Source organism: Flavobacterium sp. B114r, from assembly GCF_056824125.1.
In genome coordinates, this window is the sequence record NZ_CP124858.1 from 1,719,662 (window position 1) to 1,733,977 (window position 14,316).

Genomic DNA, 14,316 nt, shown 5'->3' on the forward strand with positions numbered 1-14,316 from the left:
TTACTTTAAACAGAAAATGAAGATTCTAAATTAAAGCTATAAGATACGAATGAAAAAAATACTGATTTTACTATTGTTCTCAAATATTCTAACGGCTCAGGTTTCTAATGTTATTAGAAATAAAGACAGTTATACGCAAGATGTTTTTCCTTATAAAGGAGTCAGGGCGATTCAGATAGATGAAGTAAGCTCTCCAGGAAACGAGGACAACGTATTTATTTTTTCTAAAATTGAAAAAAACGCTAATCCGGATAAAATGTATTTTCAGCGGTTTACAAAAATGAACAATAAATGGATTGTAAAATCTATTCTTGAGGTAAATCATAACGGAATTATTTCGGCTTGGGGAAGCAGAAAAGCTTTTGGGGATTATAATAAAGATAAAAGTATCGATGCTCTTTTTATTTACGGACTATATGATGCTGATTTCAAAGAGCAATCAGTTCATTTGATATTTTCGCAAAAAGATCAATTTTATACTATAGAATCTAGTGTTTCTGATGATTTTAGGACAGATAAATTCTCGGATAATTTCAATTCTTTAGACTCGGAATCTAAAAAACAGGTTTTAGAATATTGGAGTAAATTAGATAAAAAAGACAAATAACTTAGGAAAACAAAAAACATGAAAGTAACCTTAAACAGAGTAAACGACGCGTTTCATTTTAAACTCAAAAATGAGCGTGGTCATGTAGTTGATGTTGATAGCAGAACCGAATTTGGCGGAAGCGATTTAGGGGCAAGTCCGATGGAATTGGTATTAATGGGAGTTGCAGGTTGCAGCGCTATTGATATGATTTCGATATTAAAGAAACAACGTCAGGAAATAAGTTCTTTTAATGCTGAGGTAGAAGGAGAACGCGTAAAAGTTGGAGAAGCAACACCATTTAAAGAAATCAATGTGGTTTTTTATTTAGAAGGCGATATCAATCCTGAAAAAGCAAAAAAAGCGGCACAGCTTTCTTTTGAGAAATATTGTTCAGTAGCCAAAACGGTTGAGCCAACAGCGATGATCAAATACAAAGTTGTATTAAACAACGAAGAATTATAGAATTAGAAAATAGGTCAATTAGAAAATTAGATAATTTTTTAGACTATCTATCACGTAATAAATATTCGCATCAAATTCCTTAGTGAGTCTCTGTGTTTCTTTTGCGAGTCTTTGTGAAATTAAAAATAAGTGACGAATTAGTGCTAATCAGTGCAATTCGTGTTAAAACAAAAAAAAATGAACGAAGAAGAATTTGGCTTTGAAACTTTAGCCATAAGAACACATTTAGAAAAAACGCAATTTCAGGAACATTCTACTCCCTTATATTTATCATCAAGTTTTGTGTTTGATGATGCAGAGGATATGAGAGCATCTTTCACTGAAGAAAAAGTACGTAATATCTATTCACGATTTAGCAACCCAAATACAACCGAGTTTGTAGATAAGGTTTGCGCCATGGAAGGTGCTGAAGCAGGTTATGCTTTTGCAACCGGAATGGCAGCAATATATTCGACTTTTGCAGCTTTGCTTGAATCAGGCGATCACATAGTTTCTGCAGGAAGTGTTTTTGGGTCGACGCATGCGTTGTTTATGACTTATTTTCCAAAATGGAAAATTGAAACCTCTTATTTTGATATTAATAAACCGGAAACAATAGAGAGTTTTATTAAACCAAACACTAAAATTTTATACGCTGAAACACCTACAAATCCGGGTGTAGATGTAGTTGATTTAGAATTGTTGGGTCAAATTGCAAAAAAACACAATTTGATTTTAATAATTGACAACTGTTTTGCAACACCATATATTCAGCAGCCTATTAAATATGGTGCGCATTTAGTAATTCACTCAGCAACAAAATTAATAGACGGACAAGGTCGTGTTTTAGGAGGAGTTGCAGTTGGAGAAGCGGAATTGATTCGTAAAATATATTTGTTTTCAAGAAATACAGGACCGGCAATGTCACCGTTTAATGCATGGGTTTTGTCAAAAAGTTTAGAGACTTTGGCAGTTCGTGTTGACAAGCATTGCGAAAATGCTTTAAAAGTAGCTGAGTTTTTAGAAAATCATCCTAATGTAGAAAGCGTAAAATATCCGTTTTTAAAATCGCATCCAAAGTATGAAATTGCCAAAAAACAAATGCTTTTAGGCGGTAACATAATTGCAATTGAAATTAAAGGCGGAATCGAAGCAGGAAGAAAATTTTTGGATAAGATTAAATTATGTTCGCTTTCGGCAAATATTGGAGACGTAAAAACGATTGTAACACACCCGGCATCAACAACACACAGCAAATTATCTGTTGAAGAAAAACTTGCTGTTGGAATTACAGAAGGATTAGTACGAGTTTCTGTAGGTCTGGAAACCGTAAAAGATATTATTGCAGATTTAGATCAGGCGCTTTCTTAAGTAATTTTATATTTAAGAGTTTAGATTATAATGTAAATGGCGATTTTTGACTGTAAATTATTTACCGTTAAAAATCGCTTTTTAGTTGTAATTTATTAAACTATACTAATTTAGTAGAACTTAGTTTTTCATTGTGTTATTTTTCTCATTCAAAAAGCTTATTTTTGTTGCAGAAAAATATTTAGCTGTTGTTTTTTGAAGAAATCTAAAAAAAACAACAATCTAAAATCTAAAATATATATAAGTGCTTTCAAAGAAAACAAAATACGGAATTAAAGCTTTAACTTACTTAGCCAGACGTGAAAATAATGATCCTGTACAAATTGCTGAAATTGCGAAAAGCGAACATATTTCGATAAAATTTTTAGAAAGTATATTATTGCTTCTTAGAAATTCGGGTTTCCTTGGTGCTAAAAAAGGAAAAGGCGGAGGTTATTACCTGATAAAAGATCCAAAAGAGATCAGCATGGCCAAAGTATATCGTATTCTGGAAGGTCCTATTGCTTTACTGCCTTGCGCAAGTCATAATTTTTATGAAAGATGCGATGATTGCGATGATGAAACTACTTGTGCAGCAAGACGTTTGATGATGGAAGTACGTGATAATACACTTAAAATATTAGAAAGTAACTCTCTGGCAGATATCGCATTTTAAAGAGAATTTTAAAACATATAAGTTATGGATCAATTGAGTATAAATTAGGGATGAATTTTTACCGCAAAGCACGCTAAGATTTAATTTTACTTTACAAATAGAAAAACAAAGTTCGCAAAGCTTGATCGACACAAAGCTTTGCGAACTTTGTGTTTTTTGCACCTACTATTAGATAAAATCTTAGCGTGCTTTGCGGTAAAATTATTTACAAAACAAAATCTTTTGTATTTCTCCACAGGTTTTTGTGTTGCCTCTAAGCCATGTAAGGCAATATAAGTGTTGCTTTAATTAAGGAATGTAAGTTTTATTAAATGAACTTATGTTACTTATATGGTGGATAAATTAAAAAATCAATTTATATCCTGCTAGAAAAAGCATTATTGCAATAGCATTTCTAAGGAATGCATCTGGTACTTTTCCGCTTAACATACTTCCTATAAAAATTCCGGGTAGCGAGCCTAATAATAGCTGACCTAGTAAAGCCAAATCTAAATTCCCCATTGAGGCATGCCCAATTCCGGCAACAAGAGTTAAGGGAACGGCATGAGCAATTTCAGTTCCTACCAAGCGAGGTGTTGGTAAAAGAGGGTAAAGGAAAAATAAAGTAACGGTTCCTAAAGCTCCGGCACCAATAGAAGTCAAAGTAACGGTTGTTCCCAATAATACCCCAATTCCAATTGTTAACATATTTTGAGTATGACTTTCAGTATGAAATCTGTCACCGGCATGTTTTTGAGAGTATACTAATAATTTCTTTTTAAATAAAATGGCAATAGAGGTAAAAAGCAGTGCCCAGCCTAAACTGTATTTTATTACAGCATTTATTGTAGAGATATCTGTTTTAATGCTATGCAATATCCATAAAGTCAATAAAGCTGCAGGAACACTTCCTAAAGTCAACCATCCGGTAATTGTCCAATTAATATTGCCCTTTTTATGGTGTACAAATACACCACCCATTTTGGTGAAAGCTGCATATAATAAATCGGTGCCAACTGCTGTCGTTGGAGGAATACCAAACCATAACAAAATTGGAGTCATTAAAGAACCACCGCCAACACCTGTTAGCCCAACTACGAAACCTACAACTAAACCAGCAATTACAAGACCTATCTGAAAATCCATGAAAAAATATTTACTGTAAAAATAAGAACAATTTTATAATAATCCTATGGATTTGGTAGACTTTAAAATACTATATTTGCAAAAGAATATCTTTAATGTTTTTATCTTGTTGGAATACAGTCTGATACGGTTTTTAACTTATGAAGCCAATTTGTTATATTCTTCGAAATTGGTAGTTGCTTGATCAAAAGAGGATTAGAGTTGTAAAAAAATAGAATAATGTTTTGATATTTAGAAATAAGTACTAATTTTGCATAGTAATCTATTAAGCCGATAGGGCAATAGTTTTCTGGGCTAAAAACCAAGCCATTAAGATGGAAAAAGAATTAAAAATAAATAGTGTTGGAGTAAAGGCTTATGCCGCAATAAATGAGAAATTATGGGTTGTAATACCTGTTGTTTTATTGACAGGTTTATTACTTACATTGATGTACAATCATCATGCTGAATTTTCCTGGAATGCATTTATTGAAGGCTTTGATCAGGAATTTTTAGTCTTTTTTGCTATTGGTCTTTTTGCTCAACTAGTTGATGGTACTTTAGGAATGGGATATGGAGCGACTTCTACCTCATTTTTATTGGCTTATGGAGTTCCTCCGGTTATAAGTAGTACAGGAGTTCACGTTGCAGAAATGTTTACTACCGGAGCATCGGCTATTTCGCATCATAAATTTGGAAATATCAATAAAAAGCTAGTGAAGCATTTGTTGATTCCAGGAGTTTTAGGTTCGATTACGGGAGCATATTTATTGTCTGATGTTATTAGTGGAGATGTTATAAAGCCTTTTATTGCTATTTATATGATTGTTTTGGCAGTTATTATAATTAAAAAAGCATTGGCAAAAACGATTGTTAAAAAGAAAACAAAGAAATTAGGAATTCTTGCCACATTTGGAGGTTTTATGGATGCTGTTGGTGGTGGCGGATGGGGACCAATCGTAACGTCTACATTATTAGGACGCGGAAGAAACCCAAGATATACTATAGGTTCTGTAAATGCTGCTGAGTTTGCTATTTCATTTGCAAGTGGAATTACTTTCATGCTTTTTGGAGGAATTCACGGCTGGCAAGTAATTATAGGTTTGATTTTAGGAGGCGTAATTGCAGCACCAATTGGAGCTTATCTTGTAAACAAAATTAAAAGAAAGCCAATGATGGTGGCAGTTGGAATATTAATTATATTATTAAGTTTGAAAACATTATCTAAAATTATTGTAAATATTTTTTAGAAAAGGAAAGAAAGAGATTATGAGTGCGACGAGTATACAATCATTATTAGATAGAACAAAAGATTTTTCGCTGGATGAGACCTTGGTTTTTTTAGCAAATGAATATCCCGGAAAAGTAATTTTTTCGACTTCTTTTGGTCAGGAAGATCAGGTAATTACTGATTTTATTGCAAAAAGTAATACTGATATTACCATTTTTACATTAGATACAGGAAGATTATTTCAGGAGACTTATGATGTTTTTCACAAGACATTAAAAAAATACAAAAAACAAATAGAGGTTTACTTTCCTGAAGCAGCTTCTGTAGAAAACTTATTGAAACAAAAAGGACCAAACAGCTTTTATGATTCGGTTGAAAACAGAAAAGAATGTTGTTTCATCCGTAAAGTAGTTCCGTTAAGGAAAGCTTTAGCAGGAAACTCAGTTTGGATTACCGGATTAAGAGCCGAGCAATCTGAAAATAGAAATGATTTGCAATTGTTTGAATACGACGGAGGTTTCGAAATCATCAAATTCAACCCATTATTAAAATGGAGTTTAGAAGAAGTTGAAACGTATCTGTCAGAAAATAATGTTCCTCAAAACGCCTTACACAAACAAGGCTTCGTAAGTATAGGTTGTGCTCCATGTACAAGAGCAATTTTTCCTGGCGAAGATATCAGAGCCGGAAGATGGTGGTGGGAATCAAGCCATAAAGAATGTGGTTTGCATAGTGCGAAGAAAGAGTAGAGGAGTGAGAGGATAGAATCAAGAGACAAGAGAATAGAATAAAGAATATAGATTTTGAGTTCTGGAGGAACGGTTCATATTGTAGCGTCGGGTTTTAACCTGATGGAAAATGAAGATTTTAATCCGTTGAATAAATAAAAACAAAAAACACAGAATAACGATAGGTAATAAGTTTTAGATTAAACTCACAACGATCTGAAACTAAAAACTATCAAGCATTAAACAAAATATCAAATGAGTTCAAGTTCAGTATTAAAAACAAACGCTTTAGAGAGTGAAGCGATATACATTTTCAGAGAAGTAATTTCACAATTTGACAAGCCTGTTTTACTTTTTTCTGGAGGAAAAGATTCTATAACATTAGTGCGTTTGGCACAAAAAGCATTTTTTCCTGCTAAGATTCCGTTTCCTCTTTTGCATGTTGATACAGGACACAATTTTCCTGAAACAATTGCTTTTAGAGATAAATTGGTTGAGGAATTAGGATTGGAATTAATTGTTCGTAATGTTCAGGATGCTATTGACGAAGGAAAAGTAGTTGAAGAAACCGGAAAATATTCTAGTAGAAACAGCTTGCAAACGATCACACTTTTAGATGCTATCGAAGAATTTAAGTTTGATGCTTGTATTGGTGGTGCACGTCGTGATGAAGAAAAAGCAAGAGCAAAGGAACGCATTTTTTCAGTTCGTGATGATTTCGGTCAATGGGATGAAAAAAACCAACGTCCTGAGTTATTTGATATTTTGAATGGAAAAATAGAAAATGGACAAAACGTTCGTGTGTTTCCAATTTCAAACTGGACAGAATTAGATGTTTGGAGTTATATCGAAAAAGAACACATTGAGATTCCATCTATTTATTTTTCACATAAAAGAAAAGTTTTTTTGAGAGACGGTTTAATCTGGTCACATTCTCCTTTTGTGTATCAGGAAGAAGACGAGCAAATCGAAGAAAGAATTGTTCGCTTCAGAACCGTTGGAGATATGACTTGTACAGCGGCGGTTGATTCGTATGCTGCAACAATTAAAGAAGTTGTTGGAGAAATCAGAGAGTCAACTATTTCTGAAAGAGGAGCCAGAATTGATGACAAACGTTCTGAAGCCGCAATGGAAAAAAGAAAACAACAAGGATATTTTTAATAATTGTAAATTATTAATTATGAATGCAATTCAGAAAGTGAAAATCAGAAACAAAAAAACATACAGCTTTAAATTTTAGTTCAAAGGGAATCAACTTTAAACTTGAAACCGGAAATAAAAATTTTAAACCTGAAACAAAATAATAGAATGGAAGTTTTAAAAATAGCAACAGCAGGAAGTGTAGATGACGGAAAGAGTACTTTGATCGGGAGATTATTGTATGACACAAAATCATTGACGACTGATAAAATAGAGGCAATCGAAAAAAGCAGTAAACAAAAAGGTTACGATTATCTTGATTTCTCTTTGGCAACTGACGGATTGGTGGCAGAAAGAGAACAAGGAATTACGATTGATGTTGCACACATTTATTTTTCGACTGCAAAGAAAAGTTACATTATTGCAGATACTCCGGGACACGTAGAATATACCAGAAACATGGTTACAGGAGCATCGACTTCTCAGGTTTCTATTATTTTAATTGACGCAAGAAAAGGTGTAATTGAGCAAACATATCGTCACTTTTTTATCAATAATTTATTAAGAGTAAAAGAGGTAATTGTAGCGATTAACAAAATGGATTTAGTTGATTATTCTGAAGAAGTTTACAATAAAATCAAAGCAGATTTTCAGGCATTAAATGCTAAAAGTACTTTCAAAGAGCAAAACGTAAGTTACATTCCGTTAAGTGCTATCAACGGTGGAAACGTAGTGGAACAATCGAAAGATATGCCTTGGTATACTGGTCAAACCGTTTTAGAGCATTTAGAAGGATTAGACTCTGCGGATGTTTTTGAAACAGGAAAAGCGCGTTTTCCGGTTCAGACTGTTATTCGTCCAAAGACAGAAGAATACCATGATTTTAGAGGTTACGCAGGAAAATTATACGGAAACTCTATTAAAGTTGGGGATGCTGTAACAGTTTTGCCTTCTTTAACTGAATCTAAAGTAGCAAAAATTCACTTTTTCGATAAAACATTTGATGAAGCCGTTGCAGGTTCTTCGATTACTATCGAATTAGAAAACGATATCAATGTAACAAGAGGTGATATGATTGTAAAATCATCAGAACTTCCAAAAATTGAAAAAGAAATAACTACAACAGTTTGCTGGATGGATAGCAAAAAACTGGTTGCCGGTACAAAATATATTGTACAACACAACACAAACTCAGTTTTGGCAAAAGTAGAAAGTATCAAAAATACCATCTCAACTGATTATTCAGGAACAACAGAAGCATCACAATTAGCTATAAATGAGATTGGAGAAGTAAGCATTAAATTAAGCAAGCCTTTATATTTTGATGCCTATAACGATAATAAATCAAACGGAGCTTTTATCTTAATTGATACAGCAACAAATACCACAGCAGGAGTAGGATTTATTAGGTAAACCTGCTATAAGCTTTAGGCTGTAAGCTTTAAGCGAAAATGTATAACGAGTTATTTAAAAAAGCTTATGGCATAGCCTAAAGCTTAAAGCTAAAAAAAAGCCTAAAGCCAAAAAACAAATGGAAAGTTTTAGAACAGAAATAGAAAATCCGATCGTTCAGAAAGAGATCATCGATTTAGAAAAAAAGATTCATTTATTCCGTGGAGGAAAAATTGATGATGAGCGTTTTCGTAGTCTTCGTTTAGCACGTGGAATTTACGGACAACGTCAGGAAGGCGTTCAAATGATTCGTATTAAATTGCCTTACGGAAAAGTAACCAGCGAGCAATTGGTACGTATTACTAAGGTTTCTGATGAATATTCTACAGGACGTTTGCACATTACAACACGTCAGGATATTCAGATTCACTATGTAAGTTTAGACAGAACCCCGGAACTTTGGGCAAATTTGGCTAAAGACGATGTTACTTTGCGTGAAGCTTGTGGTAACACCGTAAGAAATATTACAGGAAGCGAATTAGCAGGTGTAGACGTAAACGAACCATTTGATGTTTCGCCTTATGCACATGCTTTGTTTCAATACCTATTAAGAAACCCAATTTGTCAGGAAATGGGACGTAAATTTAAAATTTCGTTCTCATCATCAGATGAAGATACCGCTTTGAGTTATTTGCATGATTTAGGATTTATTCCAAAAATTGTTGATGGAGTTCGTGGTTTCAAAATCATGTTAGGAGGAGGTTTAGGATCTCAACCGGCACATGCTGAATTACTTTCAGAATTTGTTCCGGCAAACCAAATCATTCCAACAGCAGAAGGTGTAATTCGTATTTTTGACCGATACGGAGAACGTGCAAAAAGAATGAAAGCGCGTTTGAAATTTTTAATCAAAGAAATAGGAAGAGACACTTTCATGGATTTGGTTGAAAAAGAGAAAAAAGCAATAGCTTTTGAATCTTACGAAATAGATACAACAGCTTTTGAAGCTCCAATTCCGGAAACATTATTACCAGTTCCATCAGTAACAATTGATGATACGGCAGCTTATGAAACGTGGAAAAAATCTAACGTAATTGCTCAAAAGCAAGCAGGTTATTCAGCTATTGGAATCAAAGTTTTATTAGGGGATTTTTATACTGATAAAGCAAGATTATTAGCTGATTTAATAAAAAATTACGCCGCAAATGAATTGCGTTTTACATTGCGTCAGAATATTGTAATTCGTCACGTAAAAAATGAAAATTTACCATTCTTTTATCAGGAATTGGAAAAACTGGGATTTGTTGATTTAGGATATAATTCTACAGCAGATATTACAGCTTGTCCAGGAACAGATACTTGTAATTTAGGAATTGCAAGTAGTACAGGAATTGCAGAAGAATTAGAAAAAGTGCTGAATGCAGAATATCCGCAATACTTAAACAACCGCGAAATCGAGATTAAAATCTCGGGTTGTATGAATGCTTGTGGGCAACATAATATGTCTGCAATAGGTTTTCAGGGAATGTCAATCAATTCAGGAAAATTAGTAGCTCCGGCATTGCAGGTTTTATTAGGTGGAGGAAGATTAGGAAACGGTTCAGGACGTTTTGCAGATAAAGTAATTAAAATCCCAAGCCGTAGAGGACCAGATGCATTGCGTACGATCTTAAATGATTTTGATGCGAATGCAAACGGAGAAAAATTCCTTAATTATTATGACGCAAAAGGAGAGAAATATTTCTATGAAATTTTAAAACCTTTCGCAGATGTAACCAATTTAACCGAAGCTGATTTTGTAGACTGGGGAAATGCTGACAACTACGTAAAAGCAGTTGGAGTAGGAGAATGTGCGGGAGTTGTGATCGACTTGGTTGCTACTTTATTATTAGAAGCAAAAGACAAATTGACATTCGCACAAGAATCATTCGACGAAGGAAAATGGTCAGATGCAATTTATCACGCTTACGCAGGATTTGTAAATGGTGCAAAAGCATTATTACTTTCCGAAAACGAAAAAACAAATAATCACGCAGGAATTGTAGATTTATTCGACACCGTTTTCATTGCAACTGATAAAATTCAATTATCAACATCATTTAGAGAATTAGTATATCAAATCAATACAACGGAGCCTTCAGAAGCATTTGCGAAAGCATACATTCAACAAGGGATTTCATTTTTTTATACTATAGAAAAATACAGAGCTCAAGAATTAGCAAATGCATAATATAATAAAACCCAAAGTAACTTTAGTTGGCGCAGGTCCCGGAGATCCTGATTTGCTTACGCTGAAAGCCGTAAAAGCCCTTGCTGAAGCGAATGTGGTTTTGTACGATGCATTGGCCAATGACGAAATATTAGCACACGCACCTAAAAATGCCATCAAAATTTTTGTTGGAAAAAAGATAGGAAATCACGCTTATACGCAGGATCAAATCAATCAGTTAATTGTGGATAATGCATTGACTTATGGAAATGTAGTGCGTTTAAAAGGCGGAGATCCGTTTATTTTTGGGCGTGGAAGCGAAGAAATAGAATTCATAGAAAGTTTCGGAATACCAACGGCAGTTGTTCCAGGAATATCTTCGGTAGTGGCAGTTCCGGCAAGTCAGGGAATTTCGATTACCAAAAGAGGAGTTTCAGAAAGTTTTTGGGCGATTACAGGCACAACTTCAGATAGAAAATTATCTTCAGATGTAGCTTTGGCAGCACAATCATCTGCAACAGTAGTTATCTTGATGGGAATGCACAAATTGCCTCAGATTATAGATTTATTTCAAAAAGAAAATAAAGGCAATTTACCCGTTGCGATCATTCAAAACGGAACAACATCCGAAGAAAAAGTAGGCGTTGGAACAGTAAATTCGATTTTAGAAGTTGTAAAACAAAAGAAATTGAGTTCACCAGCAATTATTGTTCTAGGAGAAGTTGTCCGCGAAAGCAACAAATTAAAGGGCTTTTACGAAGAATTTCTATCAAAAGAAATTGCAAGATAAAGTTCCGGCGGAACGATCCATATTGTAGCGTGGGGTTTCAACCCGATGTTGACAAAGATGATCAATCAGTCAATAAAGTTCCGGAGGAACGATTCATATTGTAGCGTCGGGTTTTAACCCGATGTACGCAAAAACATATCGACATGGTAATTAAAATCATGTAATAAATATGTAAATTGGATTTTTTATCCAATGAAATTAAATTAAAATGGAACAGAACGAATTATATCCAATATTCTTAAAACTTCACAATCTGAATGTTTTAATTGTTGGGGGAGGAAATGTAGGATTAGAAAAGCTTTCTTTTTTACTAAAGTCGAGTCCAAATGCAAATGTTGAGGTTGTAGCAGCTGATTTTCATTTAGAAATTAAAGTTTTAGCAGAAAATCATCCTTCAATCAAATTGACGGAAGCGAAGTTTAAGAAAAAGATGCTCAAAAAACGCCACATGGTAATCGCTTGTACCGATGATTTGGAAGTCAATAAAAGGGTATATGATTTATCCAGAAAACGTTATTTAATTTGCAATATTGCCGATACGCCAGATTTATGTGATTATTATTTAGGCGGAATTGTAACAAAAGGAAATGTAAAAATTGCCATTTCGACCAACGGAAAATCACCAACAACAGCAAAAAGACTTCGTGAGTTTTTTGAAGATGTAATTCCGGAGGATATCAACAAAATGGTCGAAAACCTCAATGAATACAGGAAGACACTAAAAGGTGATTTTGAAGACAAGGTTAAAAAGATGAACGAGATTACGGATTCATTGAAAAATAAAGAATAACAAAAAGTCCGGGGGGACGATTCATATTGTAGCTTCGTGTTTAACCCGATGAAAAATTACACAAAGAAATCAATGACAAAAATCATTGGCAGAAGAATAAATTATTTGTTTCTTTGTATTATTAAGAATGATTATAAACAACAACCATAATGATTAAAACAGATATACTTATAATTGGAGCAGGACCAACAGGTTTATTTGCCGTTTTCGAGGCAGGATTATTAAAATTAAAATGTCATATTTTAGATGCTTTACCACAAGCAGGAGGACAACTTTCAGAATTGTATCCAAAAAAACCTATTTATGATATTCCTGGTTTCCCGGAAGTTTTAGCAGGAGATTTAATAGATAACTTACAAGAGCAAATTAAGCAATTTGAGCCAGGTTATACATTAGGAGAACGTGCTGAAACAATCGAAAAACAAGAAGACGGAAGTTTCATTGTAACCTCAAATAAAGGAACTAAATTTCACGCACCGGTAATTGCTATCGCTGGAGGTTTAGGAAGTTTTGAACCACGCAAACCACTTATAGAAGATATCGACTTTTATGAAGATAAAGGAGTAAAATACTTCATCAAAAATCCGGAGAAATTCAGAGACAAAAGGGTTGTAATTGCCGGAGGAGGAGATTCAGCTTTAGACTGGAGTATTTTCCTTGCCAATGTAGCTTCAGAAGTAACTTTAATTCACCGTAGAAACGAATTTAGAGGAGCTCTTGATTCAGTAGAAAAAGTACAGGAATTAAAAACATCCGGAAAAATTAAACTAATTACTCCTGCAGAAGTAATCGGAATCAATGGTGCTGAGCACGTTGAATCGTTAGATATCGAAGAAAACGGAGCACACCGCAAAATCGAGACAGATTTCTTTATTCCACTTTTCGGATTAACGCCAAAATTAGGTCCAATCGGCGACTGGGGATTAGAAATCGAGAAAAATGCGATCAAAGTAAACAATGCATTAGATTACCAAACGAACATTCCTGGAATCTTCGCCATTGGAGACATCAATACATATCCTGGAAAATTAAAATTAATCCTTTGTGGATTCCACGAAGCGACTTTAATGTGTCAGGCAGCATACGGAATCATCAATCCGGGTAAAAAATACGTACTTAAATATACCACAGTTTCTGGTGTAGATGGTTTCGACGGAACTCGTAAAGAAGCGCCAAAAGCGGTTGTTAAGGCGATAGTCTAAGTTGCTAAGGTTCTAAGATACTAAGACGCTAAGATTTTTATATATTAAGCTCAAACTTGTAATACAGTTTGAGCTTTTTTTATTTGTATCTTTGTAATATATAAATTTTGAGTATCATGAATTTAGAAGCTAGAAAATATCAATTTATTCAAGAGCTGGTTAAGGTTGAGGATGAAAGCGTTTTAGAAAAACTGGAATTAATTCTGAAAGAAAATCAAAACAATTGGTATGATGAGTTATCAGAATCTGAGAAAGCTGAAATTCAAATTGGACTAGATCAGGCTGAAAAAGGCGAATTTACAAGCCATGAAGATGTTATGAAAAGATTTTCTAAATGGCACTAAAATTTATATGGACAGCGCAAGCAGTTAAAGGTTTTAATAAAGTTGTTGATTATTTGGAAGCAAAATGGACGATAAAGGAAATTTTAAACTTAGAGAATAAAATTCAGCAAGTTATTAATCAAATTAACCTTAATCCCGAACAATTCCCAAGATCCAAAAAAAGCGAATCTTTGTATAAAGCAATTGTAGACAAAAACAACTATTTGGTTTATAGAATAAATAAGGAATCCAATCTTATTGAGATTATCAATTTTAGAGGAACAAAACAAAAGCCGAAACACTAAAGTTGAATTCTAGACTTAGAATCTTAGCAACTCAGAACCTTCAAAA

At 33.8% G+C, this 14,316-nt stretch carries 15 protein-coding genes; 14 read left to right on the forward strand and 1 reads right to left on the reverse strand.

Annotation, left to right across the window (positions count from 1 at the left end):
- Positions 1–49 precede the first annotated feature (49 nt).
- The 4 genes from QLQ94_RS07600 to QLQ94_RS07615 all read left to right on the forward strand — a co-directional run bounded on the left by QLQ94_RS07600 (position 50) and on the right by QLQ94_RS07615 (position 3,056).
- Positions 50–607 (forward strand): hypothetical protein, encoded by a 558-nt coding sequence (locus QLQ94_RS07600; protein ID WP_427402142.1) that lies wholly within the window; start codon positions 50–52, stop codon positions 605–607.
- Between the two features lie 18 nt (positions 608–625).
- A complete protein-coding gene (locus QLQ94_RS07605) occupies positions 626–1,051 on the forward strand; it encodes an OsmC family protein (protein ID WP_427402143.1) in 426 nt (141 codons plus the stop codon).
- A gap of 177 nt (positions 1,052–1,228) precedes the next feature.
- Positions 1,229–2,401: a trans-sulfuration enzyme family protein gene (locus tag QLQ94_RS07610; RefSeq protein WP_271337873.1), complete on the forward strand. Its 1,173-nt coding sequence runs from the start codon at positions 1,229–1,231 to the stop codon at positions 2,399–2,401.
- 244 nt (positions 2,402–2,645) lie between these two features.
- The gene (locus QLQ94_RS07615; RefSeq protein WP_271337874.1) at positions 2,646–3,056 is read left to right on the forward strand and encodes an RrF2 family transcriptional regulator; all 411 of its coding nucleotides are present in this window, start codon (positions 2,646–2,648) and stop codon (positions 3,054–3,056) included.
- 342 nt (positions 3,057–3,398) lie between these two features.
- On the opposite strand, the gene QLQ94_RS07620 is transcribed toward QLQ94_RS07615, so the two are convergent.
- The gene (locus QLQ94_RS07620) at positions 3,399–4,181 is read right to left on the reverse strand and encodes a sulfite exporter TauE/SafE family protein (protein ID WP_482499452.1); all 783 of its coding nucleotides are present in this window, start codon (positions 4,179–4,181) and stop codon (positions 3,399–3,401) included.
- A 314-nt stretch (positions 4,182–4,495) separates the two neighbouring features.
- On the opposite strand from QLQ94_RS07620, the gene QLQ94_RS07625 reads away from it, so the two are divergent.
- The 10 genes from QLQ94_RS07625 to QLQ94_RS07670 all read left to right on the forward strand — a co-directional run bounded on the left by QLQ94_RS07625 (position 4,496) and on the right by QLQ94_RS07670 (position 14,270).
- Entirely contained in the window at positions 4,496–5,410 is a 915-nt protein-coding gene (locus tag QLQ94_RS07625; RefSeq protein WP_427402145.1) for a sulfite exporter TauE/SafE family protein, read from the forward strand.
- 19 nt (positions 5,411–5,429) lie between these two features.
- Complete coding sequence (locus QLQ94_RS07630) at positions 5,430–6,140, forward strand: phosphoadenylyl-sulfate reductase (RefSeq protein WP_482499453.1); 711 nt, start codon at positions 5,430–5,432, stop codon at positions 6,138–6,140.
- A 234-nt stretch (positions 6,141–6,374) separates the two neighbouring features.
- A complete protein-coding gene (cysD, locus tag QLQ94_RS07635) occupies positions 6,375–7,280 on the forward strand; it encodes a sulfate adenylyltransferase subunit CysD (RefSeq protein WP_072954699.1) in 906 nt (301 codons plus the stop codon).
- Between the two features lie 147 nt (positions 7,281–7,427).
- On the forward strand, positions 7,428–8,672 hold the full coding sequence (locus QLQ94_RS07640; RefSeq protein WP_427402147.1) for a sulfate adenylyltransferase subunit 1: 1,245 nt from the start codon (positions 7,428–7,430) through the stop codon (positions 8,670–8,672).
- 118 nt (positions 8,673–8,790) lie between these two features.
- Positions 8,791–10,881 (forward strand): nitrite reductase, encoded by a 2,091-nt coding sequence (locus QLQ94_RS07645; RefSeq protein ID WP_427402148.1) that lies wholly within the window; start codon positions 8,791–8,793, stop codon positions 10,879–10,881.
- A complete protein-coding gene (gene cobA / locus QLQ94_RS07650; RefSeq protein ID WP_427402149.1) occupies positions 10,874–11,650 on the forward strand; it encodes a uroporphyrinogen-III C-methyltransferase in 777 nt (258 codons plus the stop codon). Before QLQ94_RS07645 ends, cobA begins: the two co-directional genes overlap by 8 nt.
- 208 nt (positions 11,651–11,858) lie before the next feature.
- Complete coding sequence (locus tag QLQ94_RS07655; RefSeq protein ID WP_427402150.1) at positions 11,859–12,440, forward strand: precorrin-2 dehydrogenase/sirohydrochlorin ferrochelatase family protein; 582 nt, start codon at positions 11,859–11,861, stop codon at positions 12,438–12,440.
- A 149-nt stretch (positions 12,441–12,589) separates the two neighbouring features.
- Positions 12,590–13,642: an NAD(P)/FAD-dependent oxidoreductase gene (locus QLQ94_RS07660; protein ID WP_427402151.1), complete on the forward strand. Its 1,053-nt coding sequence runs from the start codon at positions 12,590–12,592 to the stop codon at positions 13,640–13,642.
- Positions 13,643–13,758: 116 nt separating this feature from the next.
- Complete coding sequence (locus QLQ94_RS07665) at positions 13,759–13,986, forward strand: hypothetical protein (protein ID WP_213294915.1); 228 nt, start codon at positions 13,759–13,761, stop codon at positions 13,984–13,986.
- Positions 13,977–14,270, forward strand: coding sequence for a type II toxin-antitoxin system RelE/ParE family toxin (locus QLQ94_RS07670; protein WP_427402152.1), 294 nt, complete (start codon positions 13,977–13,979; stop codon positions 14,268–14,270). Before QLQ94_RS07665 ends, QLQ94_RS07670 begins: the two co-directional genes overlap by 10 nt.
- Positions 14,271–14,316 lie beyond the last annotated feature (46 nt).